The sequence below is a fragment of the Pseudoalteromonas sp. QJM3NY_12 genome, assembly GCF_056173165.1.
Genome location: NZ_CM149661.1, coordinates 926,964 through 949,895, shown reverse-complemented (window position 1 = coordinate 949,895; position 22,932 = coordinate 926,964). Strand labels below are relative to the sequence as shown.

The 22,932-nt window shown below is 41.3% G+C and carries 25 protein-coding genes; 8 read left to right on the top strand and 17 right to left on the bottom strand.

Annotated elements, in window-relative coordinates; all coding sequences use genetic code 11:
* Window positions 1-3 precede the first annotated feature (3 nt).
* Genes AC0VZ5_RS04425 through flgB form a run of 7 tightly spaced genes read right to left on the bottom strand, consistent with a single transcriptional unit; the run spans window position 4 to window position 5,112 of the window.
* Entirely contained in the window at window positions 4-726 is a 723-nt protein-coding gene (locus AC0VZ5_RS04425; protein ID WP_232735466.1) for a flagellar basal body L-ring protein FlgH, read from the bottom strand.
* A 2-nt stretch (window positions 727-728) separates the two neighbouring features.
* Window positions 729-1,514, bottom strand: a complete 786-nt coding sequence (gene flgG / locus AC0VZ5_RS04420; protein WP_010391154.1) for a flagellar basal-body rod protein FlgG — start codon at window positions 1,512-1,514, stop codon at window positions 729-731.
* 14 nt (window positions 1,515-1,528) lie between these two features.
* A complete protein-coding gene (locus AC0VZ5_RS04415) occupies window positions 1,529-2,260 on the bottom strand; it encodes a flagellar basal body rod protein FlgF (RefSeq protein ID WP_475474459.1) in 732 nt (243 codons plus the stop codon).
* An 11-nt stretch (window positions 2,261-2,271) separates the two neighbouring features.
* A complete protein-coding gene (locus tag AC0VZ5_RS04410) occupies window positions 2,272-3,600 on the bottom strand; it encodes a flagellar hook protein FlgE (protein ID WP_138605577.1) in 1,329 nt (442 codons plus the stop codon).
* A gap of 18 nt (window positions 3,601-3,618) precedes the next feature.
* Window positions 3,619-4,272, bottom strand: coding sequence for a flagellar hook assembly protein FlgD (locus tag AC0VZ5_RS04405; RefSeq protein WP_475474458.1), 654 nt, complete (start codon window positions 4,270-4,272; stop codon window positions 3,619-3,621).
* Between the two features lie 4 nt (window positions 4,273-4,276).
* A complete protein-coding gene (gene flgC, locus AC0VZ5_RS04400; protein ID WP_010391144.1) occupies window positions 4,277-4,693 on the bottom strand; it encodes a flagellar basal body rod protein FlgC in 417 nt (138 codons plus the stop codon).
* On the bottom strand, window positions 4,693-5,112 hold the full coding sequence (flgB, locus tag AC0VZ5_RS04395) for a flagellar basal body rod protein FlgB (RefSeq protein WP_010391142.1): 420 nt from the start codon (window positions 5,110-5,112) through the stop codon (window positions 4,693-4,695). The genes flgC and flgB overlap by 1 nt, the downstream gene beginning before the upstream one ends.
* A 59-nt stretch (window positions 5,113-5,171) precedes the next feature.
* Between flgB and flgA the strand changes: the two genes are divergently transcribed.
* The 5 genes from flgA (at window position 5,172) to AC0VZ5_RS04370 (ending at window position 9,294) form a co-directional block, all read left to right on the top strand.
* A complete protein-coding gene (gene flgA, locus AC0VZ5_RS04390; protein ID WP_464709610.1) occupies window positions 5,172-5,933 on the top strand; it encodes a flagellar basal body P-ring formation chaperone FlgA in 762 nt (253 codons plus the stop codon).
* A 93-nt stretch (window positions 5,934-6,026) separates the two neighbouring features.
* Window positions 6,027-6,317, top strand: a complete 291-nt coding sequence (gene flgM / locus AC0VZ5_RS04385) for a flagellar biosynthesis anti-sigma factor FlgM (protein ID WP_010391138.1) — start codon at window positions 6,027-6,029, stop codon at window positions 6,315-6,317.
* The gene (gene flgN / locus AC0VZ5_RS04380; RefSeq protein WP_475474457.1) at window positions 6,314-6,736 is read left to right on the top strand and encodes a flagellar export chaperone FlgN; all 423 of its coding nucleotides are present in this window, start codon (window positions 6,314-6,316) and stop codon (window positions 6,734-6,736) included. Before flgM ends, flgN begins: the two co-directional genes overlap by 4 nt.
* Window positions 6,737-7,243: 507 nt before the next feature.
* Complete coding sequence (locus AC0VZ5_RS04375) at window positions 7,244-8,761, top strand: DUF3360 family protein (RefSeq protein WP_008464416.1); 1,518 nt, start codon at window positions 7,244-7,246, stop codon at window positions 8,759-8,761.
* 335 nt (window positions 8,762-9,096) lie between these two features.
* Window positions 9,097-9,294 carry a CsbD family protein gene (locus AC0VZ5_RS04370; protein WP_475474456.1) on the top strand — a complete coding sequence of 66 codons (198 nt, stop codon included), beginning with the start codon at window positions 9,097-9,099 and terminating at the stop codon, window positions 9,292-9,294.
* A 76-nt stretch (window positions 9,295-9,370) separates the two neighbouring features.
* On the opposite strand, the gene AC0VZ5_RS04365 is transcribed toward AC0VZ5_RS04370, so the two are convergent.
* From AC0VZ5_RS04365 to AC0VZ5_RS04330, 8 genes are all read right to left on the bottom strand, one after another.
* Window positions 9,371-10,066, bottom strand: a complete 696-nt coding sequence (locus AC0VZ5_RS04365) for an aspartate/glutamate racemase family protein (protein ID WP_475474455.1) — start codon at window positions 10,064-10,066, stop codon at window positions 9,371-9,373.
* A gap of 71 nt (window positions 10,067-10,137) precedes the next feature.
* Window positions 10,138-10,905: a hypothetical protein gene (locus tag AC0VZ5_RS04360; protein WP_475474454.1), complete on the bottom strand. Its 768-nt coding sequence runs from the start codon at window positions 10,903-10,905 to the stop codon at window positions 10,138-10,140.
* Window positions 10,906-10,935: 30 nt separating this feature from the next.
* Window positions 10,936-11,550, bottom strand: a complete 615-nt coding sequence (locus tag AC0VZ5_RS04355; protein ID WP_475474453.1) for a hypothetical protein — start codon at window positions 11,548-11,550, stop codon at window positions 10,936-10,938.
* Window positions 11,551-11,768: 218 nt separating this feature from the next.
* Window positions 11,769-12,134, bottom strand: a complete 366-nt coding sequence (locus AC0VZ5_RS04350) for a hypothetical protein (protein WP_054202046.1) — start codon at window positions 12,132-12,134, stop codon at window positions 11,769-11,771.
* Window position 12,135: 1 nt separating this feature from the next.
* Window positions 12,136-12,603 (bottom strand): hypothetical protein, encoded by a 468-nt coding sequence (locus tag AC0VZ5_RS04345; RefSeq protein WP_131724688.1) that lies wholly within the window; start codon window positions 12,601-12,603, stop codon window positions 12,136-12,138.
* A gap of 189 nt (window positions 12,604-12,792) precedes the next feature.
* A complete protein-coding gene (metH, locus tag AC0VZ5_RS04340) occupies window positions 12,793-15,423 on the bottom strand; it encodes a methionine synthase (protein WP_475474452.1) in 2,631 nt (876 codons plus the stop codon).
* Window positions 15,424-15,433: 10 nt separating this feature from the next.
* Window positions 15,434-16,504, bottom strand: coding sequence for a homocysteine S-methyltransferase family protein (locus tag AC0VZ5_RS04335; protein WP_475474451.1), 1,071 nt, complete (start codon window positions 16,502-16,504; stop codon window positions 15,434-15,436).
* Window positions 16,494-17,441 carry a homoserine O-succinyltransferase gene (locus tag AC0VZ5_RS04330; protein ID WP_008111930.1) on the bottom strand — a complete coding sequence of 316 codons (948 nt, stop codon included), beginning with the start codon at window positions 17,439-17,441 and terminating at the stop codon, window positions 16,494-16,496. Before AC0VZ5_RS04330 ends, AC0VZ5_RS04335 begins: the two co-directional genes overlap by 11 nt.
* A 225-nt stretch (window positions 17,442-17,666) precedes the next feature.
* Here AC0VZ5_RS04330 and ettA point away from each other — a divergent pair, with 225 nt between their 5' ends.
* The 3 genes from ettA (at window position 17,667) to AC0VZ5_RS04315 (ending at window position 20,806) form a co-directional block, all read left to right on the top strand.
* Complete coding sequence (gene ettA, locus AC0VZ5_RS04325) at window positions 17,667-19,340, top strand: energy-dependent translational throttle protein EttA (protein WP_008111928.1); 1,674 nt, start codon at window positions 17,667-17,669, stop codon at window positions 19,338-19,340.
* A gap of 137 nt (window positions 19,341-19,477) precedes the next feature.
* Window positions 19,478-19,840 carry a PilZ domain-containing protein gene (locus AC0VZ5_RS04320; protein WP_054202042.1) on the top strand — a complete coding sequence of 121 codons (363 nt, stop codon included), beginning with the start codon at window positions 19,478-19,480 and terminating at the stop codon, window positions 19,838-19,840.
* A gap of 57 nt (window positions 19,841-19,897) precedes the next feature.
* Window positions 19,898-20,806: a histone deacetylase family protein gene (locus tag AC0VZ5_RS04315; protein ID WP_475474450.1), complete on the top strand. Its 909-nt coding sequence runs from the start codon at window positions 19,898-19,900 to the stop codon at window positions 20,804-20,806.
* Here AC0VZ5_RS04315 and AC0VZ5_RS04310 read toward each other — a convergent pair whose 3' ends face one another.
* Both AC0VZ5_RS04310 and AC0VZ5_RS04305 read right to left on the bottom strand, forming a co-directional pair.
* Window positions 20,807-21,805, bottom strand: a complete 999-nt coding sequence (locus tag AC0VZ5_RS04310) for an AraC family transcriptional regulator (RefSeq protein WP_475474449.1) — start codon at window positions 21,803-21,805, stop codon at window positions 20,807-20,809.
* Window positions 21,789-22,697, bottom strand: a complete 909-nt coding sequence (locus AC0VZ5_RS04305; RefSeq protein ID WP_475474447.1) for a GGDEF domain-containing protein — start codon at window positions 22,695-22,697, stop codon at window positions 21,789-21,791. The genes AC0VZ5_RS04310 and AC0VZ5_RS04305 overlap by 17 nt, the downstream gene beginning before the upstream one ends.
* Window positions 22,698-22,932 lie beyond the last annotated feature (235 nt).

Genomic DNA, 22,932 nt, shown 5'->3' with positions numbered 1-22,932 from the left:
CCCTTAGAACGGGTTTAAGAATCGGGTAAATAAAGTGGTAAACCAACCTGGACGATTCGCATCAGCCAATGTGCCTTTGCCGGTATAGCTTATTTGCGCTTCAGCAATACGAAGCGACGAAACACGGTTACTTACATCAATATCGCCAGGGCGAACTAGCCCTTCAATTTCAATGTATTCGTCACCTTGGTTGAGCTTAATTTGCTTACGCCCTTTTATAACCAGCGATCCATTAGATAAAACATGATTAACCCGCACAGTAATAGCGCCACTCAGGAAGTTTTGTTGGCTGGCGCTGCTTTCCCCGTCAAACTTGGCACTCGAGCCTATACCCAAATTAAAATCAGCTACGTTGAGTGCACCAGCAACCGGCACAGCAACATCAAAGTCGGTGCTTTTATCTAAACTCGAATCGGCGCTTTTACTTGATTGCATGCGCTCGTTAAGCACCACAGTTAAAATATCGCCAACTCGGTAAGCACGTTTATCTGCATACAAAGAAAACATATAGTTATCTTGAAATAAGCTACCATCTTGCTGATTCAAACCCTGTGCATAGGCATCTTGGCTTATTTCATAGTCTTGAACTGATTTTTGAGTGGTGTTTTGTGGACATTTAACTTCCCCATACACCACTTCGCATTCCACCATTTGGGTTTTTGACGGGGTATTGCTACAACCAGCAACACCCAAAAGCAGCAAAAATAATGTTAACTTATTCATCATAATCATACGTTTTGGTTTATAAAGCGCAGCATTTCATCTGCCGCAGAGACCACTTTAGCGTTCATCTCGTAAGCGCGCTGTACGGCAATCATGCTTACCATTTCATCAACAACGCTCACGTTTGAGCCTTCAATAGTAAATTGTTGCAAGCCACCAAAAGCATCTTCACCGGGGATGCCTTCGACAGGTTCACCCGATGCCGCTGTTTCGCGGTACAAGTTACCACCTAAGCTTTGTAAGCCTGCAGGATTTGCAAAATTAACTGTTAACATTTGACCTAACTCAACCGCTTGCGCATCTTTACCCACTACCGCAGTAACGGTGCCGTCGGTGCCAATACTCACTTTAGTGGTGCCCTCTGGTAGCGCAATATTTTGTGCCAATGGTAAGCCGTTGCTGTTTACCAGTAATGACTCGGAGTTAAGCTGAAACTGACCGTTACGGGTAAATAATAACTCGCCGTCAGGGCTTTCAATTTGAAAAAAGCCTTGCCCTGCAATGGCCACATCTAACTGATTGCTGGTTGTTTCAAAGCTACCCTCGGTAAATTGCTTTTGCGTACCGTTAATACGAACACCAGTTCCGACCTGAATCCCAGATGGCAGCTGATTAAGCTCATCTACTTGCGCGCCAGGCTGTTTTTGTACTTGGTAAAATAAGTCTTCAAATACCGCTCTGTCTTTTTTAAAACCGGCAGTGCTTACGTTCGCTAGGTTATTCGATATTGTTGTCATTCTTAAATCTTGCGCTGCAAGACCGGTTTTACTCACCCATAATGCTGAATTCATGTTTGGCTTCCTATTTACCCACGTCCACTGATGAGCTTATTACCGCTGGTCGCTAATTCGTCAGCAGACTTCATCATTTTTACGTTCATTTCAAATTGGCGACTAATATTCATGGTTTTGATCATTTCAGCCACGGCATTCACATTAGAACCCTCTAAAGCACCCGTTCTTACTGTGATTGTTTCGTCTACCTCAAGCGGCTGTAAATCGTTAGCTCTGAGTAAGCCATCAGCACCTTTAATTAAATTTGCATCGGTGCTGGCTAATTTAATTTGCGCATCTTCTGCAATTACACCGCCGCCAATGGGGGTTAGGTTGATCATGCCGTTTGAGCCAATTTCAATATCACCAAATTCAGGGAGTTGAATATCGCCACCGTCACCTTGCACGCGGCGACCATTAACAGTAACAAAGCCGTCGGCATCAACCACTAAATTACCCGCACGGGTATAAGCCGGTTCGCCATTGTCATCCATCACCTCTAAATAACCGCCATTGCTTAGTGCTAAATCAAGATTACGGCCAGTATCCATGATTGGCCCTGAAGATAAGTCAGTAGTTACTGGTGTTAGTTGCGCGTGGTAACGAGTACGAAAGCCCTCGCCTTGTACCATCATAGATTGCGCTTGCTCTAAGTCGGCCTTAAAGCCTACGGTGCTAACATTTGCTAAGTTATTTGCAGCAACGCGTAAGGCGGTATTATTAAGTTCAGCACCCGAAACGGCGGTATAAATTAACTTTTCCACGCTCAGCTTCCTTAGGTGTTACTAAATAAAATTTGCATCATTTCATCAGCACTGCTGATGGTTTTAGCATTTGCTTGGTAATTTTGTTGAAATGACATTAAGCCAACCAGCTGTTCACTAATATCAACATTTGAGCCCATAAATGAACCCGACAGTAATTTACCCAGTGAGCCACTTTCTGGCTCGCCATAAAGTGCAGAGCCTGACTCTTCAGTTTGATACCACACGGTATTACTGCCTTGCTCTAAACCATCAACATTCGCAAACGAGGCAAGTACAACCTGACCTTGTAATTTAGATTCACCGTTAGTAAATGTTGCAAATACACGGCCGTCGTCTTCAACTTTTACACCAGAAAACGCCCCTGAGGTATAGCCGTTGGCATCGTTTTCGTTAACACTGAAACTTGAACCAAACTGCGTTGTACCATCGAATTTAAGCGCGATATTTAATGCTGCTGCGCCACTGGTTATTTCTGCATTACCTGGCGTTGAAGTAATAGGCACCTCTAAATCAACCGCCGTTAAGTCGCCTGAAAACGGCACCATTTGGCCATCGGTATCAAAGTTAAGTGTAATGGTACCGGCGTTAATTGAACCACCCGCACCATCATCAATAGCTTGAGTACCTGTCGTCGAACCAAGCGCTGAAAGCTGAGCTTGAGTAAGGGGTTTACCATCTAAGAAAAACATCGCTTGCCATTCGTTGCTACCCGTATGGTTAAAATACTGGGTCATTACATGGCTGTTACCTAAGGAGTCGAATACTTCGGTAGATTGAGAAAAGTTATATTGACTACCATCTTTAGGATCAAATACCGCAGGAGCTGTTGGATAAGCAATCACGTCGCTAGAAGAACTTAAGTTACCGTTAAAGTTAATATTGGTACTGGCTTGTGCTTCTATGTTTGAGGCTTCAATTTTTAAATCGGTTAATACACCTGGTACAATTGTCGGATCACCACCATCAACCTGAGACACGCCAAAACCTTGCAGTTTGCCGCCGTTGGCATTAACAATATTTAAGTCGTTATCTAACTGAAACTGGCCTGCTTGGGTGTAAGCTGTTCGGCCGTTTTCTGATATGGCAAAAAAACCTTGGCCATCAATAGCAATATCCAGCGCATTACCGGTGCGCACAATTTCACCACCGGTGACAAAATCTTCTTTAACATTGGCAACTTTAACGCCGCCGCGTTGACTGCCGTTATACACTGCGGCAAATTCTGCGGTGTTATTTTTATAACCAGCAGTACCCGAGTTAGCAATATTATTACTGGTTACTTCTAATCCTGTTTGGGTACTTTTAAGACCACTTAATCCTATATTGAACATAGACATATTATTTATTCCTCTTATTTATGCCACTTGATTAATTTCAGTGATACCAAAATTACCCAAACCATCGACTTGTAATAAAATATCTTCTAACGATTTACCTACAGAAACACGCTCAACCTCACCGCTTAGCCAAGTATCAAGCTGCTTTGGTACCTCTGCTGTAGTGGCATACGCTCTCACTGCATACGCACCGGCTTCTTGGTTTTCAAATTCAAAACGCAGCGAACCGACTCCAGAATAAGGCAGTTGTTTTTCTTCAACTAGCTCACCTTCTTGGTTATAAAGTTGCACAGTGACAGAGTCTGCGGCTTCCCCTAAATTAACCATGCCAGAGATACTGCCATCTTGTTCAAGGGCAATACTGCTTGCTTGTACATCAACCGTTTGGCCAACCATATTAGTGGCTTCAAGCACCGCTAAGCTGCTCACATAATCCAAGCCGTCGGCGGTGTTTTGGCGAATGCTTTGTAACGACTCAACATTAGAAAACTCCGCAAGCTGGCTCACATACTGAGTGCCGTCCATAGGTTGTAATGGATTTTGATTACTAATTTGCGCAACAAGTAACTCTAAAAACATGGTCGACATTTCATCTGCTGAGCTATTACCGGCAATATTAGTGGTGCTTTTTGCCCCGTCGGCTGCGCTTGGAACGGCTGAATTAACCTGCATAATATTATTGTCCTAACTTAAGAATGCTTTGCTGCATGCTATTTACACGCCCCATAACTTCAACAGATGTTTGGTAGCTGCGACTTGCAGACATCATATCTGCCATTTCTTCAAGTGCATTCACGTTGGAGTAAAATACATAACCATCGTTGTTAGCAATTGGGTTATTTGGCTCGTAGCGCTGCTCTACCGCACGGTTTGACTCAGTGATCCCTAATACATCAACCGAGGCTGAAATTGATTGGCTGTCTTGTGTTTGTTTGTACAAAGCAGAAAATACTGGTTTAAGTGCCTTGTAAGCGTCGGCTTCTGAACCGGCTGCGGTATCGGCATTGGCTAGGTTAGATGCAATGGTGTCGAGGCGAATAACTTGAGCGCGCATGGCGCTGCCGCTAGCGTCATAAATTGAATTAAAAGACATTATGATTTCCCTGAAATAACTTTATGTAAGCCATTTATTTTCATATTTAAAAAGGTCAAACTGGTTTGAAAATCCATACTGTTGCTGGCAAATTTTGCTTGCTCAATATTTAACTCAACAGTGTTGCCATCACTTGATGGTTGATAAGGAACGCGATATTTAAGTTCATCCGTTTGTACACCAGCAAAATCAACATCTCTGTTTTGCGAAAAACTGGATGAGACACTTTGCATAATTTGACGGTAATCTACATCTCGAGATTTAAACCCAGGCGTGTCAACATTAGCCAAGTTACTGGCAATGACTTCTGCTCTGTCTAACCTTAATTTCATTGAAAAAGGGTGAACACCTAACGCTTTATCAAATAGTTCCATTGTTGCCTCTAATTTTTGTTTCTTGTATGCTTTCGCGCTTCGCATACACTTTCTACCTTGTGTATAACAACCTTTATGCCAACTTTTAAAAGTATATTTTTTCAATGACTTACATAAAAAAAGAGCAAAAAACAGCCCAGCACACGGAAGCTAAACTTCCCCAATGGAAGCGATGGTTTTTCCGCTCACTTTTAACTATTGGACTACTGCCAGCTCATACTATGGCCACCCCCATTAATTTTGATAAAGAAATTCAGCAGTTTTTGCACAGTGAAATTAAGAGCTATTTGCGCTCGGTTAATTCGCAAAGTCAGCGACAAGATATAGAATTATTTATTCCTAAAGGCAGCGAAAATTTAAGCTGTGATGAATTGCAAATCACTCGCTCACAAAGTCACACGCCACCCGCAGGCAGAGTAAGTGTTTCTGTATCTTGCCCATCGCCTGCTTGGCGTTTTAGGGCCAGTGCTAAAGTAAGTGTGTGGATAAACCTAGTAGCTGCCAAACACACTTTAAACCGAGGTAAAGTGCTTAATAAGCAAGACTTAGAATATAAAAGCGTGGATTTAGGTAAGCACCGCCACCAAGGCGAAACAGGTATTGACCAGCTAGTTGGACTTACCGTTAAACGCGAGATTGATAAAGGCACGGTAATCTCCACCCGATACCTAGAAAAGCAGTATTTAATCAATAAAAATGAGCATATTTCACTGCAAATAAATACCGCAACTTTCTCAGCCAATGTTAAAGCCATTGCTCTTGAAGATGGCCAGCTTGGTGAGGTTATTAATGTAAAAAATTTATCATCAAAAAAAGTAGTTCAAGGTAGAGTAATTGCGCAAGGCGTGGCAGAGGCGACATTTTAAAAAATGTCGAAATAAAAGTTAAGTAATGCTTGTACTTGGTCGCTGATATAAACTAAGCAATATAAATTCGATAAACGAATTAGGTAATAAACAATGAATATAAGTGCAATAACAACCACTGCGGTTGATCAAAGCCAAAAAACAAACCAGCGTTCTTCACTGGATGCAAAACCAGAACAACAACCTGTAGCGACTAAACAAGAGCAAGCAAACTCAGTGAGTGCATTAAGTAAATCAATAGACTCAACATTTCAAGATTTAGCTGCAAAGCCAGACGTTGATATGGATAAAGTAGCCATGATGAAAGCGGCAATTGCCAGTGGTGAATTTAAAATTAATATTGATGAAACCGTTAACGCTATGGTTGAACTTCATAAAAAATGAAAACTGTAAAAGAGTATATTGTAAGTCTGCAACAAGACATTACTAAGCTAGACGCGTTAATTGAATTACTTGAAACGCAATACGAATTGCTAAGCCAACGTAATGTGCAGCTAGAAACACATAATAAAAAAATGCTCGGCTTTTTAGAAAGCTTAAATGAATCGCACAACCAGCGCGATGGCTTTTTGGTGAGTTTAGGCTTACAAGGTGGCAAAGAAGGTTTAGCACAATTAACCGCGCTTCTACCTGTTGATATAAACACCCTTACTACTAAGCTATTGCATCAGCTTGAGCTAAAAACTAAAACCTGCAAAATACTGAATGAACGCTCAGGGCAATTACTCTCAAGCCAGCGTCGGTTGTTACAACGTTTAACTGGCGGTGAAAACAAACAAGCTTACCCAGAAATGCCTTTATAAATACGTTACATAAAGGTATTTTCTTGTTTAGTCACTTTGCGCTATGTTTTTACTTTACTCCTATTATTACCTTTTAAAACCCTATATTGAGTCCAAAAATAGTTATTCCGCTAAAACTAAGTATTATTAGCTTTTGTGCAACTTTGCGGCTAATTGTATTTATAATAAGCAAATAGCGGCTAACGTCACCTTTATTAGACTAAAGAATGATTGCTGCTGAATCTGCTGATTTTATGACCTTTTCGGTATTCTGCATGACAAGATCACACTGTAAAAACAGAACAATAAACCACTGAATTTAAAGATCTTTTAAATTTAACAAGCCAGTTACAACACATCCCTTTGCTATTTTTGTTAACACTTACAAAGCGTTAAACTGGGCTATGCACGACCTTTTGCCTAATTACAATCTGTAGCAAGCTGTTTTACCCTGCGCACTCAACGTTCATTTGCTTTGTAAAAGCTGTATTTTTATTTTGAGTTAGCAACTAAGTTGCAGGAGAAGTCATGACCACCAAGCCGCTAGATGATAATTCATCTGATGCTATACCAGGAGCGGATACTCAAACCGTGTCCGATAGCTATGAAAATCTTCATAAACCCAGCTCTGAGTTTGAAAGCCGCGACGCTTATCTAGAGCACGAACTGCAAATTATGCAGCCAAAACGCTGGCGTCCAAATTTACCGTTTAGAGATTATCGCTTTGAATTTGAAGATACCATTCCAGCAATGGCCGCTACTATAGGTAAAGTAGTAATGGTAGCAGCCATTGCTGCCACGTTTGCAGGCCCTTTGGGTTTAAGTGATGGCTTTGTACTTGAAAACGTACGCTACGAACTTTTAATTGTTTCGCTATTTATTTTACTATTTTCTGGCTTTATTTTACCGACCGCTAACTTAGCGGGTACTCATGGCCCACTCATTCCATTAATTCCTATTGTGGTTGCCGCAGGCGGACACCCTATGGCCTTTGGTTTGCTCATAGGAGCCTTTGGATTGATATTAGCATTTAGTAAAGGCGGCAGTCTCATGGCCAAGCTCACCAGTAAAGGAGTGTGTGGTGGCCTACTTCTTTATTTGGGCTTTGTGGGTACCATTTCACAAGTTAAAAAGCTGTTTGCATGGGCTGAAGAAATTCAAATGACCCATATTGCCTTTATCGTAATCTTAGCCACAATTTTACTTTATGCTTTATTGGAGCATTACAAAAAACGCTGGTTAGCCGTGCCACTGAGCTGTTTAATTGGTGGTTTTACTGCTTTTGCATTGGGTGCACCGTTTGAGTTTCATACTGCACCGGGCTTACCAAACATGAACCCTATGTACTGGTGGGGCGAAAACACCGGCTGGATGCTTGGCTTACCAACAGCTGAAAGCTTTGTAGTTGTACTTCCTTTTGCAGTTTTAGCGGTTGCTATGTGGTCTCCTGACTTTTTAGGCCATCAAGTATTTCAAAAAATTAGTTACCCTGAGCGTACTGAAAAAGTACAAATGAATATTGACGATACCATGCTTAGCGCATCAACAAGACAAACCTTTGGCTCGCTTTTAGGCGGTGCTAACTTTGCGTCATCTTGGGGCACTTACATTGTTCCTGCTGCTATTGCAAAACGCCCTATTCCTGCAGGCGCAATTTTAACTGCGTTATTTTGTATTATCGCGGGTGTTTGGGGCTATCCAATGGACTTAGCTATTTGGCAGCCAGTATTATGTGTTGCATTAATTGTAGGGGTGTTTATTCCACTACTTGAAGCGGGTATGGAAATGACCCGTGAAGGTAAAACCACCCAATCAGCCGCCATTGTGGTGTTTGCATCAAGCCTAGTAAACCCTGCATTTGGTTGGTCATTAACTATGCTACTTGATAACTTGGGCCTTATTGGCTGTAAAGAAAGAAGTGCTGATTTATCGCGAATGAGTCGCTGGGTCATCCCACTTATAATGTTTGTGTTATTAACCGGTGTAATGGCACTGGTAGGTATGCTGCCAGGGATTCCTGCGCTAATGCCAAGCTTTAGACATTAATTCCTTTATTAAACAGCAAAGCGAGCTTTAAGAGCTCGCTTTTTTTGTTCTTATAAAATCCAGCACAGTGTACTTGCAATAATCCCCCTTGAAGTAACAGCCCCTGAAGTGACAGTCCCTGAAATAATTACAAGCCACCCTGCAGAATTTTTATAAAGCTCGCCACCAGAAAAAAACCTTACGCATCAAAAAACCATAACCAATTGATATATATTAAAAAATTAACATTTCACTTTCTGGTATAGGCTTTGCACCTTTATGAGTGAACGTTAAAAATCATTTTATTAGTAACGCTTTTAAAATGAAAAATCATCACTCTTAATAAGGAGCTAATTATGAATAGCGATCGTATCGAAGGAAATTGGAAAGAACTTAAAGGTAAAGCGCAACAAAAATGGGGCAATCTTACCAACGATGATTTAGATAAAATTGAAGGTAGCCGTACCGAGCTTGTTGGTAAAATTCAGCAAAAATACGGTAAATCCAAAGATGAGGCCGAGCGCGAAGTAAATGACTTTGAGAAAGGTCATTAATATAAAGCGTGTTAACAGCTTTACTTGCTAATAAAAAACCGCCAATTGGCGGTTTTTTTTGTTATCTCAAGCTTAACTATTTTGCCAGCGCTAACTTCACTGCTGCTTCGGCATGTATTTTGGTGGTATCGTAAAGCGGAACATGCGTATGTTGTGGCTTTACCAACAAGGCAATTTCAGTACAACCTAAAATAATGGCCTGTGCGCCTTGTGCAAATAAGCGCTCTATAATACGCACATAATCGGCTCGCGAATCGTCATCAATAACCCCTTGGCATAACTGCGAATAAATAACCTCGTGCACTCGCTTTCGCTCATTAGGCTCAGGTATTAATACCTCAATGTTATGCTTATCGGTTAAACGCTCTTTGTAAAAGTTTTGCTCCATTGTAAATTGCGTGCCCAATAACCCTACTCGCGTAATGCCATCGTGCTTTAATTGCTCAGCGGTGGCATCGGCAATATGCAAAATAGGAATAGTAATATTACTGGCAATCTCATCGGCCACTTTATGCATAGTGTTGGTACAAATAAGTAAAAAGTCGGCACCACCACCCTCTACAGATTTAGCTGCCTTGGTGAGTAACTTAGCTGTTTGATGCCAATCACCTTGATGCTGTAGCGCTTCAATTTCCGAAAAATCAACACTCACCATACAAATTTTGGCACTATGTAGCCCACCCAATGAGTTTTTAACGCCTTCGTTTAAAGCTTTGTAATAGCTGGTTGTTGACTCCCAACTCATGCCACCCAACATACCGATTGTTTTCATAGCTAGTTCCCTCTCTCGATCGCAGTTTACGTTTCACAGTAAGTTAAAAATAGCCGCTCTTCACTAGAAACTTAATTAGCTTTATTAACTGCACTGATCACAGCGTCAGACAATAGCAACTTTTCGTCTTTATATACTTCAAGCCAACCTGGTGGTGAGGTATCACAACCAATTACAGTTACTTGCAATACGTAACTGTAACGCCCGTTTTTAAACGTATAGTGATGATTGCCGCCACTACCCTCAAAGGTAATATCACCATTAATTAAAATGATATCAGGCTTATCGCTTGGGCTTTTATCAATGCTCCACGACGCATAACGGAAGTTTCCATCGCCTAAATCATCAATGCGAACTCGGTATTTTGCTGTGTCCCAATCAAGTATTGGTTTTTGAAAGGTTTTGATATTTGAATGGAGTGATTGTTTATCTTGAGTAATTAACTTTTCCGCGTGTGCTTGCTCAGTGGCATTTTGTGTATTCACAGCAATAATTTTGCCGTCTGTGTCTACCCACATTACGCCGTTATTGAGCATAATACCGCGCCAGCCCACTTTATCCCAATCAGTATCGATATTTGAACTGGCAATAACGCCAACAAGTTCTTCGTCAAACACTTCATCAAAGCGGGTAATAAACTCAACTTCATTTTTAATGTCGGGCAATGGATATTGCCTTTTTAGAGGGTAGCGAATATGCGCAGCAATCGCAGTTTTATCATGTGCTTTAAAAGCAGTAATAACAGGTAAAACACTCTCGTGATACTTCTGCTCTAGCGCAAATGTGTTCGATGTGAAAAATAGGGATAGGCAAAGCAATATGTAATTTAGATACTTCATGAATAGACCTTTATCTAAAGGAGTAAAATATTAAGTATTATAAAAATATTTTTCTATACCTTTTGAGTTAACTTTACTAAATTTAATAACTTCTAATTCATATTCATTATGAATTTTTATGACCCACTGATATTGGATCTTATAAAACTTTATTACATCAGTCTGGTTATGCTTATTTTCAGAAGAGTTTAAAAAGTCATATAAGCAAATATATGCTTTCCCTACAGTGACTCTATAATGGGCGTTCAGGTCACTATCTGATTTAATATACTGAAAGATCTCTCTAGCTATTTTAGGGTTGCTATGAATATCTCTAAAGCTTAACTCTTTACCATCTATGACTATTTTACTATCTAGTGCTTTTTCTAAATATAATGCAGCTTCACGTATAGCTGCATGTGCGATATTGATCTTGCTTTCATATAAAGTATTAGAATATGACTTCTGAGTATCTATATATGTTTGAAATAGAAAGTACGCACTAATTACGCTAAAAGGTACTGTAATAACACCTGAGATATAACCGCCAAAACTACCCCAATCACTTGATTTAACTGATAGCTCGCCATGAAATGTAAAGAAATATAAACTGAGAGCAAAAATAAACCAGCCCAATAATATCATTGGAATTATCCACTTTTTCATAAAAAAACCTCCTTGTGCAACAATAACAACTAATTCTATATTATTTAACGATAACAAAAACTTACTTAACATGATAAATCAATACATCAAATAAGCTGACAATAAAAAACTAAAAATTGTTTTACTAACCTGACCACAAAAAAGCGAGCCAAATTAGGCTCGCTTATGACTATATTAGTAAATTCATAATATTATTAGCTCATAAATTTTATGCTTTTTTAAAATCTATAAAGATTAATTATAAATATAAAAGTTATTGCTCCGAATAGAAGAGAAGCCAATGCATTTATGTAAATCCTAGGGTTATAACTCTTCAATAATCGCTCTTTCATTAAAGCCACTGGAATTAAAGCTAAGCACAAATATGCAAACCAAGGGGAAACGAATATATCTATTAAGTTAGATTGCATTAAAATAGCACTATTACCGTATGTTGCATCGCTAATAGCTCTAAACCTCTCGCGGTCGAATGCTATAACTGAAACCCCTAATAACAAAACTATAAGGAAAAATAACAGCCCAGAATTCAGAACCCGTTTCCACAAGCTGACCCTTTCATTTTTTATAGAAGGTAAAGGGTTCATTTTATTTCCCTTTGACTGCTTCTAATTGTTGCTTTGTTATGAGCGATTTAAGCTTTCCTCTTATTTTAGTAGAGGATATCTGAAAACCAGAAGCCTTAATCCCCATTTTATCAATTACAGTGACCGGCGTTCCCGTATCATCCACGACCTTAACAGTAACATCAGCGTTACTAGAGCCAATAGTAGTTCCTGAAACTGTTATATCTGAAAGTTTGCCTACTAGGTTTGTATGTTTTAATAATTCTCTTGGCTTGCCTTCTTTTATTTTCATCCATTCGGTAGAGACATGCCCTACTAATATAGTACTTGAATCTGACCCTAGAGATAAATGATCTGTAACACCATATACTCTGGTTGAAGCGCCTCTATTTTCACGAATTTCAACGTAACAACCAGAAACGGCATTGACACCAAACCCGGTATTAGCTAAGCCAATACCAAAGCCACTAATACTTAATCTAATTTCCATGAGATTTTCCACTAATTTTCCTTAATTTTAGATATTAAGTTCAAATATTATACTGAATATCAATATATTTCAATATAGGTACAATAAAAAACACTAAAGCTTAGTAAGCTTCCATAGTACGCAGAATTGAAACTCCGAGTCTACTTTACCGGAGCCAAATCAGACTGCTAAAAACTGACCGCTGCTCTTTTACTCTGGCTCATACCCCAAATTAGGCGATAACCACCTTTCGGCTTCTGCGAGCGTCATATTTGTTCGCTTGGCGTAATCTTCTACCTGATCCTTTTGCACAGCGGCTACGGCGTAGTATTTCGCTTGTGGGTGTGAAAAGTACCAACCCGAAACCGCAGCACCTGGCCACATGGCGTACGAGCTGGTGAGCTGCATACCAATGCGTTTTTCGGTATCGAGCAACTGCCAAATTTTCTTTTTCTCGGTGTGCTCTGGGCACGCTGGGTAACCAGGCGCTGGGCGAATACCTTGGTAGTTTTCACGTATTAGTTCATCGTTTGCGAGGTTTTCATCCGGTGCATAACCCCAATACTCTTTACGCACTTGTTCGTGCAAGTATTCAGCAAAGGCCTCGGCGAGCCTATCAGCAACCGCTTTTACCATTATTTTATTGTAGTCGTCTTGCTTGGCATCGAACGCATTGGCGAGGTCGTCTTCTTCTAAACCGCCTGTTACCGCAAACGCACCAAAGTAATCGGGTGTGCCTTTTGGCGCAATGTAATCGGCTAGGCAGTAGTTAGCAAAGTCGGTTTTTTCGGTTTGCTGGCGTAAATGACATGAGGTAGTTAATAGCTCTTTTCGCGTTTCATCGGTGTAAATTTCTATATCATCGCCCACGCGGTTTGCAGGGAATAAACCAATAACACCTAATGGCTGTAAACTGCCTGACTTTTCAAGTTCATCGAGCATGTCGTTGGCGTCTTTGAATAGGCTTTGTGCTTGTTCGCCCACTACTTCATCGTCCATTATGCGCGGATATTTACCGGCGATTGACCAGGTCATAAAGTACGGCGTCCAGTCTATGTATTTGCGTAAAGTCGCGATTGATACATTTTTAAACTCGGTCACGCCCAGCTTTTTAGGCACGGGTGGCGTGTAGTTATCCCAATCAAGCTGTGCTGCATTATCGCGGGCGCGCTGTATGGTAACAGGCTTAGAACGTGGTTTTTTGCGTGCTTGTTGTTCGCGTACTTTGTCGTATTCGGCGGTGGTTTTAGCTAAAAACTCTGCTTTATGCTCTTTTGATAATAAATTAGACACCACACCCACAGCGCGGCTGGCATTATTTACATACACTACGCCTTTATCATACTGCGGCTCTATTTTTACTGCTGTATGCGCTTTTGAGGTGGTTGCCCCGCCAATCATGAGTGGTAGTTCAAAGCCACGGCGTTTCATTTCTTTGGCAACATGTACCATTTCATCAAGCGACGGGGTAATTAAGCCCGAAAGGCCTATAATATCGGCTTTTTCGTCAATCGCGGTTTGCAGTATTTTATCTGCTGGCACCATTACGCCAAGGTCGATTACTTCGTAGTTATTACATTGTAGTACTACGCCTACGATGTTTTTACCTATATCGTGCACGTCACCTTTTACGGTAGCCATAACAATTTTACCGTTGGTGGCGCCTTCCTCTTTTTCGGCTTCTATGTATGGGTCGAGGTATGCGACCGCGCGCTTCATTACCCGAGCTGATTTAACCACTTGGGGTAAAAACATTTTACCGGCACCAAATAAATCCCCTACCACGTTCATGCCATCCATGAGTGGCCCTTCAATCACGTGGATAGGTTTATCGGCAGCTGCGCGGCACTCTTCAGTGTCTTCATCTATAAAGGTGGTTATGCCTTTAACGAGGGCATGCTCTAAACGTTTTTCAACCGGCCATGTGCGCCACTCTAAATCTTCTACGCGTTCGGCTTGTGCCATGCCTGAATATTTAGGCGCAAGTTCAACAAGGCGCTCGCCAGCACCGGGGTCGGTGTTAAGAATTACATCTTCTACGGCTTTGCGAAGTTCCTCGGGGATGTCGTCGTAAACTGCAAGTTGCCCTGCGTTTACTATGCCCATATCCATACCCGCTTTTATAGCATGGTATAAAAACACCGAGTGAATCGCTTCACGTACCGGGTTATTACCTCTAAACGAAAACGATACGTTTGACACCCCACCCGACACTTTACAGTGCGGTAAGTTTTGCTTAATACGGCGGGTGCCTTCAATAAATTCTACGGCGTAGTTGTCGTGCTCTTCTATGCCGGTGGCAACGGCAAATATGTTGGGGTCGAATATAATGTCTTCTGGCGGAAAGCCAATTTCATCAACTAATATTCTGTAACTGCGCTCACATATTTCGTATTTTCTATCTGCAGTGTCGGCTTGGCCGTCGGTATCAAACGCCATCACAACAGTGGCGGCGCCAAAGCGTTTTATAATTTTAGCTTGGCGAATAAACGGCTCTTCACCCTCTTTAAGCGATATTGAATTTACAATGGCCTTGCCTTGAATACATTTTAGGCCTGCTTCTATTACTTCCCACTTTGAGGAGTCGACCATAATAGGCACTTTAGAAATATCAGGCTCTGAGGCAATTAAGTTTAAAAACTTAACCATGGCGGCTTTTGAGTCCAGCATGGCTTCGTCCATGTTTATATCAATAACCTGTGCGCCATTTTCTACTTGTTCGCGGGCTACATTAAGGGCGGTCTCGTAGTCTTCTTCCATGATCAAACGTTTAAACATGGCCGAGCCTGTCACGTTAGTACGCTCGCCGACGTTGGTAAATACTGCAATTTGTTGGGTCATTGGCGGCTCCTTAATTTAAGTTACAGGCTTCTAGGCCTGATAAACGCATACGCACTTCAAGCTCTGGTAATTTTCGTGGTGCTGCACCTTCAAGCCCTTTGGCAAAAGCACGAATGTGTGCAGGCGTAGTGCCGCAGCAACCGCCAACAATATTAATAAAGCCCGATGTGCCCCAATCTATAATCTCTTTTGCCATGTCGTCTGCTTCTAAGTCGTATTCTCCAAACTCATTGGGTAAGCCCGCGTTAGGGTGAACAGAGACAAAGGTTTCGCACACGCGTGATAGCTCTTCAACGTATTGGCGTAGTAAATCTGGCCCTAGCGCGCAATTTAAGCCAATTGAAAGCGGCTTAATATGGCGAATAGAGTTATAAAATGCTTCGGTAGTTTGCCCTGAAAGCGTGCGGCCTGAGGCGTCGGTGATAGTGCCTGATATCATCACTGGTAATGTACGCCCTGCTTGTTCAAACGCTTCTTCTACCGCGAATGAGGCGGCTTTTGCATTAAGCGTGTCGAATATGGTTTCGATTAAAATAATATCTACACCGCCTTCCATAAGTGCAAGGGTCGACTCAACATACGCAGTCACTAACTTATCAAAGGTGATATTACGATAGCCCGGGTCGTTTACATCCGGCGATAACGAACAGGTTTTAGACGTTGGCCCTAAAACACCTGCTACATAGCGCGGTTTTTCTGGGGTTTTAGCGCTAAATTCATCACATACTGCGCGGGCTAACTTAGCCGACTCTAAATTAACTTCACGGCTTATATTCGCCATGTCGTAATCTTCCATCGAAATGGTGGTCGAGTTAAAGGTGTTGGTTTCGATAATATCGGCACCGGCGGCTAAAAAGCTGCGATGTATATCAGTAATTATTTCAGGCTTGGTTAGGCTTAATAAATCGTTATTGCCTTTAATAAGCACGTGCCAATCTTTAAAACGCTCACCACGGTAGTCTTGCTCTTCAAGCTTATGCGCTTGGATCATGGTTCCCATTGCACCATCTAAAATTAAAATGCGCTGTTTGAGCGCAGCGCTCAGCTCTTGATGCTTATTGTTTTGAGGATTATTCGGCATAGTTGTTAGTCCTTACGTCTTGGCTAACTAAGTTAATATCATAGGGTGTGGTTTGGTAAACGTAATAATTTAACCAGTTTGAAAACAGTAAAAACGCGTGGCTTTGCCATGTTTTAGACGGTTGTTTGCTGGCATCGTCATCAGGAAAATAGTTTTCAGGCTTTGGCGCATCGGGACTTTTTTGTAAATCGCGCTCATATTCGGCTTTTAAACTGTCGGCATCGTATTCAGGGTGGCCGGTAATAAATACTTGGCTACCCGATTTATTTTTAAGTAAATACGCCCCTACTCGTTCAGAGCCCGCTAATACCACCAGCTCTTCACAAGCGTTTATTTTATTAATATCTATATGGCCATAACGCGAGTGGGGTACTAAAAAGGTATCGTCAAAGCCGCGGGTAAGTGCACCATGGGCAAAATAGCATTGATGGGTAAATACTCCACAGAGTTTATTGTCTTTTAAATCGCGCTTTAAATTATAACGGTGGTATAAAGCCGCGTGGGCAGCCCAACACGAAAACAAGGTAGAAGTTACATGTTGCTCGGCCCAATCAATAATCACTTTGAGCTCTTCCCAATACGCTACTTCTTCATACTCTAAATGCGCGAGCGGCGCACCGGTAATTAACAGCGCATCGTAGTTGTTGTTTTTTACTTCTGAGAAATAACGATAAAAAGTATCTAAGTGTTGCTCAGAGTTGCTACTACTGCGGTGCGTATCAAGGCGCAATAGCTCAACATTTACTTGCAGCGGAGAGTTAGCCAACAAGCGAATAAACTGTACTTCGGTTTCTACTTTATTAGGCATAAGATTAAGAATAGCCAAACGCATAGGGCGTATTTCTTGGGTTTTTGCACGCGTTTTTGGCATTACAAACACGTTTTCATGACGTAAACGTGCAATAGCTGGCAATTCGTCTTCTACTGTAATTGGCATTCTTAAAGCTCCTGCTCATAAAAACCGAGAGTTAATACGCTCTCATTATGAACAGAATGCCAAAAATATCAACCTCTAGATGTATAGATGTCTAAATGAAATTTATTCACGCGGTTTGTATAAATTGAATATGTACTTTAAAACAGTGCCATTCGTTGACTGTTTCACCTGTGAGCCACTACAATACAGCATTGAAATTTTTATTATTATTTGAAGGCTTCTTCCATGGTTTTACCTGATAAGTTTATATTCTCGATGAGTCGAGTATCTAAGGTTGTGCCACCAAAACGCACTATCTTAAAAGATATTTCGTTGCATTTTTTCCCAGGCGCAAAAATTGGTGTGCTAGGTTTAAATGGTTCTGGTAAATCATCACTACTTCGCATTATGGCGGGTGTTGATGAAGAGTTTGAAGGTGAAGCTCGCCCTCAACCAGGCACTAAAATTGGTTACTTACCGCAAGAGCCTGTTTTGGACGAAAGCAAAACAGTTCGTGAAATTGTTGAAGAAGCTGTAGGTGAAGTAAAACATGCCCTTAACCGCCTTGACGAAGTGTATAACGAATACGCAATGGAAGGTGCTGACTTTGACGCACTGGCTAAAGAGCAAGGTGAATTAGAAGCGGTTATTCAAGCACACGATGGTCATAATATCGATAACGTATTAGAGCGTGCTGCCGATGCACTTCGTTTACCTGAGTGGGATGCTAAAATTGAGCACCTATCGGGTGGTGAGCGCCGTCGTGTTGCTATTTGTCGTTTGTTACTTGAAAAACCAGACATGCTGATTCTCGATGAACCAACTAACCACTTAGATGCTGAGTCGGTTGCCTGGTTAGAGCGCTTCTTACATGACTACGAAGGCACTGTTGTGGCAGTAACGCATGACCGTTACTTCCTTGATAATGTAGCAGGTTGGATTTTAGAGCTTGACCGTGGTGAAGGTATTCCGTGGGAAGGTAACTACTCTTCTTGGCTTGAGCAAAAAGATGCCCGCTTACAACAAGAGCAAAAATCTGAAAAAGCACGTCAAAAATCAATTGCACAAGAACTTGAGTGGGTGCGTTCAAACCCTAAAGGTCGTCAAGCTAAGTCAAAAGCACGTATGGCGCAGTTTAGCGAGCTACAACAGTCTGATTACCAAAAACGTAACGAAACCAACGAATTGTTTATTCCACCTGGCCCACGTTTAGGTGACCAAGTATTAGAAGTAAACAACTTACGTAAAAGCTTTGGCGACCGCGTTTTAATTGATGACTTAAGCTTTAGCATGCCTAAGGGCGCTATTGTGGGTATTATTGGTGCCAATGGTGCAGGTAAATCAACGCTATTTAAAATGTTAAGCGGTGAAGAGCAGCCAGATAGCGGTAATATCAGCATTGGTGAAACAGTAGAACTGGCAACTGTTGATCAGTTCCGTGGCAACATGGACGAAAGCAAAACGGTATTCCAAGAAATCTCTGACGGCCAAGATGTACTAAAAATTGGTAACTTTGAGTTCCCAAGCCGTGCTTACGTTAGCCGTTTTAACTTTAAAGGCAACGATCAGCAAAAGTTTGTTAAAGACTTATCTGGTGGTGAGCGCAACCGTTTACACCTAGCTAAACTGTTAAAAGCAGGCGGCAACGTGGTACTTCTAGATGAGCCAACCAATGACTTGGACGTTGAAACATTACGTGCTCTTGAGAATGCTATTTTAGAATTCCCAGGTTGTGTAATGTGTATCTCGCATGACCGTTGGTTCCTTGACCGTATTGCTACACACATTTTAGATTACCGCGACGAAGGCCAAATTAACTTCTTTGATGGTAACTACACTGAATACGAAGAGTGGCTTAAAAAGACTCTTGGCGCAGAAGCTGCGCAGCCTAAGCGTATTAAGTATAAAAAAATTGGCTAACAGCCACAGTTAATAAGTTAAAAGCCCTGCATTTTATGCGGGGCTTTTTTATGCGAGCTATTTTTATCTTTAAGCAAATTGGCGTGTTGGGCATTACCAGCTATGCTTATTATAAATAACAGCTTTATAAGATTATTATGCAAAACCGTCGGCAATTTTCTCGTATTATGTTCTCTACTGCAGCGCAATTAGTTATGGCTAGCAGCCAGTATGAATGCACTCTATTAGATATCTCTTTACATGGTGCGCTTATTACTAAAAGCGATACATTTACTGGGAACAAAAATGACGAAGCAGTACTACGTTTTACTTTGCCACAAAGCGATATTGAAATAAAAATGCCGGTGGTTATTCGTCACATAGAAGAAAACCATATTGGTCTTAAATGCCATAGTATTGATATAGACAGTATCACGCATTTAAAGCGTTTAGTTGAGCTAAACCTTGCTGATGAAACATTATTACACCGCGAGCTTGAAACGCTTATTCACCAAACATAAATAGACGCACTGCGTGAAGTTGATTACCATAATCAAAAATAATTAAACGACGCAGATATGAGTTTAAACCCCAATCTACCTTTAGTTTATCATCCTAACTACTCGTTTAGTTTTGATCCCAAGCATCGCTTTGTAATGAGTAAATTTGCTCAGCTACACCAGCATGTTAAAACCCTTGGACTTGCTGGCAGTAATATCATAGAGCCACCACATGGTAGTGTAGAAGAGCTAGAAATAGTGCACTGTGAAAATTACATTCACGATTTATGGCATAACCGCCTAGACGAAAAAGCCATGCGCCGTATTGGCCTGCCTTGGTCACAAGCACTAATGAACCGCACATTTACCGCTCCGCTGGGAACACTTCAAACTGCGCGTTTAGCGCTTAAAAATGGGCTTGCGTGCCATTTAGCGGGCGGCACTCACCATGCTCATAGTGATTTTGGCTCAGGTTTTTGTATGGTGAACGATTTAGCTTTTACCGCACAAACGTTAATTCAAAATCGTGAAGTGACCAACGTACTGATTTTTGATTTAGATGTTCACCAAGGCGATGGCACCGCAGCTATGCTGGCTCATCAACCTTATGCGTTTACCTGTTCAATACACTGTGAAAAAAACTTCCCGTTTAGAAAGTCCCCTAGCGATTTAGATATTGGTTTAGCCAATAATATGCAAGACGCTGAATATTTAGGTATTGTTGACGATACGCTGCAATTTTTATTAAACGAGCTTAACCCGGATCTTGTTTTATACGATGCTGGCGTTGATATTTGGCAAGAGGATGGCTTAGGCAAACTGGATATTAGTTGGCAAGGGATAGAAAAGCGCGATCACTTAGTACTTAAACGCTGCCTTGCAAATAATACCCCTGTTGCCACTGTGATTGGTGGTGGTTACGACAGAGATCATCAGCGCCTAGCAAAGCGCCATGGCATTGTTATAGAGCAAGCGGCTAGTTTTTAATTATATTTTTAACTGACTTGGCGTAATGCCGGTCCAACGCTTAAATGCTCGGCGAAAGTTAGGAATATCATAAAATGCAAGCCGATCAGCCACTCGTTCATTACCTTGCTGGCACACCCCCAGTAAATGCAGAGCTTTAAGTTTATTTTGCTCATCTTGTAATTGAGAGTAACTGACACCGTGTTGTTTTAACTTACGTTTAAACGTAGCAGAGCTCATGGCAAAATGCTCAGCACTGTTAGCAAGGCTGTTGTTTTTATCACGGTAAATGCGCTGGCACACAGCCTCAACAAAAGACTGTGAAACATTCTTATGTAACTCACTTTGCGCTATGCACTGCAGCCACCTAAGCTGACTAGCCTCTGGGTTTGTGCACTTAAGTAGTTGTTTATTAAAATGCCAACGGGTATAGGGTTGTTCAAACCGTATTCGTAAGCCTAAGTGCTGCTCATATTCTTGAATATGCCGAGGGCGTTTACAGGTAAAGTCAAAATAACAATGTGGATACACATTACATACTCGTTTTAGTAAGCTCATTAACGCAGCGCTGTATATTTCAAAACAATAATTTTTTAATGACTCGTCAATACCGATACTCGGTTGCAAGTACAGATATAAATCGTCTTTAAATATATGCCTACGGGTAAATAATAAAGGGGCAATAACGGTACTAATTTGTTGTAATTGCTTCAAAGCCATACCTAAACTGGGGCTTAAACGCACACTTTGCACTGCTGGGCTAACGTCATTAACCAATTGATGACCCAGTAAAAAGCCACTATCATTACTCTTCATTAAGGCTTTAAACTGGCTAATTAAAGCCAATAACTGCGATAAACTAAAGCGCTGTGATAGATCATATAAATCTTGCTCAAAAATACCCGTACCACGCAGCAATTTATGCAGCGGGATCCCTCGTCCTTGAGCAAGCTCCACCAGCGCAGTGATCATTCCCTCCACGCTGAGGTATTTATCATCTAGGCTAATATACTGCTGCACCTACAAGGGCCTTTTCTTGTTGTAATTGTTGATGTAACAGGCTGGTTTGCTGCACTGGATCTTGCGCTAAATCCATTGCCATGGTGGCGGTTAAAATATGCTGGAACTGTGCGCCTTTGCTTTTTGCGACTTTAAACGCACAATGGTTAAGCGCCGCTTTCATTTGCGCTAGTAATTCTTTGGCTTGGCTTTGGCTGGTATTCGGCATAAGCACAATAAAACAATCGCCAGCATAGCGACAAAGCACATCATTCAAACGGCAATTCATTACTAATAAATCACTAATTTCTCTTAGTAACCTATCACCTTCACTAAAACCAAACTGCGCATTAAACTTTGCAAAATCACGAATATCAATAACACCTAAAGTGCCGCCTTGCTGCTCTGTTTGTTGTTGCTGCATGAGTGAATGTAAGTAGTTAACTCGGTATAACCCTGTTACAGGGCAGACTTTTTCATGCTCTCGCAGATGCGCTTCACGACGACGTAACTGACGATTTAGAACAAACTGTTCTTGGTGCCAATAATAAAGCCCAGCGCTGGTAAGCGACATACCAAACGGCGCTGGCAGTGATTCAAACCAGGTGAGCCATAATTGTGAAGGTTGCTTTAACCACTCATCGAGTAAATCGAGCGTGGCTGAGAACATAAACAAACCTAAACCTAACACTAATAAGGTAGTTACTTTGCCTGGCGGTCGTGAAATAAGTAACGCAACTATCCAGCTGAGGGTCATCAACACAATACCGCCCTCACCGACAATATCGAGCCACGCAATGTCTTGCCATTGCTTAAGTTCGCCAAAGTAAGCGCATATTGCTACAGCAATAACCAATAATAAAATTATGGTTTTGGTTAATTTTGCATGGCTGGTAAATGGGTTATATCGCATTGTTTAAGTCTTCTAAGATTTACACTATTACGTATGCTAGCGCGGTACTGATTTATTAGGCAGAGTCATTTTGGCTCATTGATATGACATTGAGATTAAAGTTTTTAGGTATTTAACCTAGTAATAACCATTTTTAGTGCGCTGGAGCCGTGTTTAAACAGCTCAAATGTCTGTTTAAAAAGTACTAAGTTGGCGTTTTGTCAGGAATTAACTGTAAAACTGTCACATTAGCGTC

Bases quoted from the DNA above. Each gene is read 5' to 3' on its own strand.
- AC0VZ5_RS04345 (WP_131724688.1), bottom strand. From the start codon at position 12,603: ATGGAAATTAGATTAAGTATTAGTGGCTTTGGTATTGGCTTAGCTAAT.
- AC0VZ5_RS04365 (WP_475474455.1), bottom strand. From the start codon at position 10,066: ATGAAAACAATCGGTATGTTGGGTGGCATGAGTTGGGAGTCAACAACC.
- AC0VZ5_RS04320 (WP_054202042.1), top strand. From the start codon at position 19,478: ATGCAAAACCGTCGGCAATTTTCTCGTATTATGTTCTCTACTGCAGCG.
- AC0VZ5_RS04315 (WP_475474450.1), top strand. From the start codon at position 19,898: ATGAGTTTAAACCCCAATCTACCTTTAGTTTATCATCCTAACTACTCG.
- AC0VZ5_RS04425 (WP_232735466.1), bottom strand. From the start codon at position 726: ATGATGAATAAGTTAACATTATTTTTGCTGCTTTTGGGTGTTGCTGGT.
- ettA (WP_008111928.1), top strand. From the start codon at position 17,667: ATGGTTTTACCTGATAAGTTTATATTCTCGATGAGTCGAGTATCTAAG.
- AC0VZ5_RS04375 (WP_008464416.1), top strand. From the start codon at position 7,244: ATGACCACCAAGCCGCTAGATGATAATTCATCTGATGCTATACCAGGA.
- flgB (WP_010391142.1), bottom strand. From the start codon at position 5,112: ATGCGAAGCGCGAAAGCATACAAGAAACAAAAATTAGAGGCAACAATG.
- flgN (WP_475474457.1), top strand. From the start codon at position 6,314: ATGAAAACTGTAAAAGAGTATATTGTAAGTCTGCAACAAGACATTACT.
- AC0VZ5_RS04350 (WP_054202046.1), bottom strand. From the start codon at position 12,134: ATGAACCCTTTACCTTCTATAAAAAATGAAAGGGTCAGCTTGTGGAAA.
- flgG (WP_010391154.1), bottom strand. From the start codon at position 1,514: ATGAATTCAGCATTATGGGTGAGTAAAACCGGTCTTGCAGCGCAAGAT.
- flgM (WP_010391138.1), top strand. From the start codon at position 6,027: ATGAATATAAGTGCAATAACAACCACTGCGGTTGATCAAAGCCAAAAA.
- AC0VZ5_RS04355 (WP_475474453.1), bottom strand. From the start codon at position 11,550: ATGAAAAAGTGGATAATTCCAATGATATTATTGGGCTGGTTTATTTTT.
- AC0VZ5_RS04305 (WP_475474447.1), bottom strand. From the start codon at position 22,697: ATGCGATATAACCCATTTACCAGCCATGCAAAATTAACCAAAACCATA.
- AC0VZ5_RS04330 (WP_008111930.1), bottom strand. From the start codon at position 17,441: ATGCCAATTACAGTAGAAGACGAATTGCCAGCTATTGCACGTTTACGT.
- flgC (WP_010391144.1), bottom strand. From the start codon at position 4,693: ATGTCTTTTAATTCAATTTATGACGCTAGCGGCAGCGCCATGCGCGCT.
- AC0VZ5_RS04360 (WP_475474454.1), bottom strand. From the start codon at position 10,905: ATGAAGTATCTAAATTACATATTGCTTTGCCTATCCCTATTTTTCACA.
- metH (WP_475474452.1), bottom strand. From the start codon at position 15,423: ATGACCCAACAAATTGCAGTATTTACCAACGTCGGCGAGCGTACTAAC.
- AC0VZ5_RS04370 (WP_475474456.1), top strand. From the start codon at position 9,097: ATGAATAGCGATCGTATCGAAGGAAATTGGAAAGAACTTAAAGGTAAA.
- AC0VZ5_RS04335 (WP_475474451.1), bottom strand. From the start codon at position 16,504: ATGCCGAATAATCCTCAAAACAATAAGCATCAAGAGCTGAGCGCTGCG.
- AC0VZ5_RS04405 (WP_475474458.1), bottom strand. From the start codon at position 4,272: ATGCAGGTTAATTCAGCCGTTCCAAGCGCAGCCGACGGGGCAAAAAGC.
- AC0VZ5_RS04410 (WP_138605577.1), bottom strand. From the start codon at position 3,600: ATGTCTATGTTCAATATAGGATTAAGTGGTCTTAAAAGTACCCAAACA.
- flgA (WP_464709610.1), top strand. From the start codon at position 5,172: ATGACTTACATAAAAAAAGAGCAAAAAACAGCCCAGCACACGGAAGCT.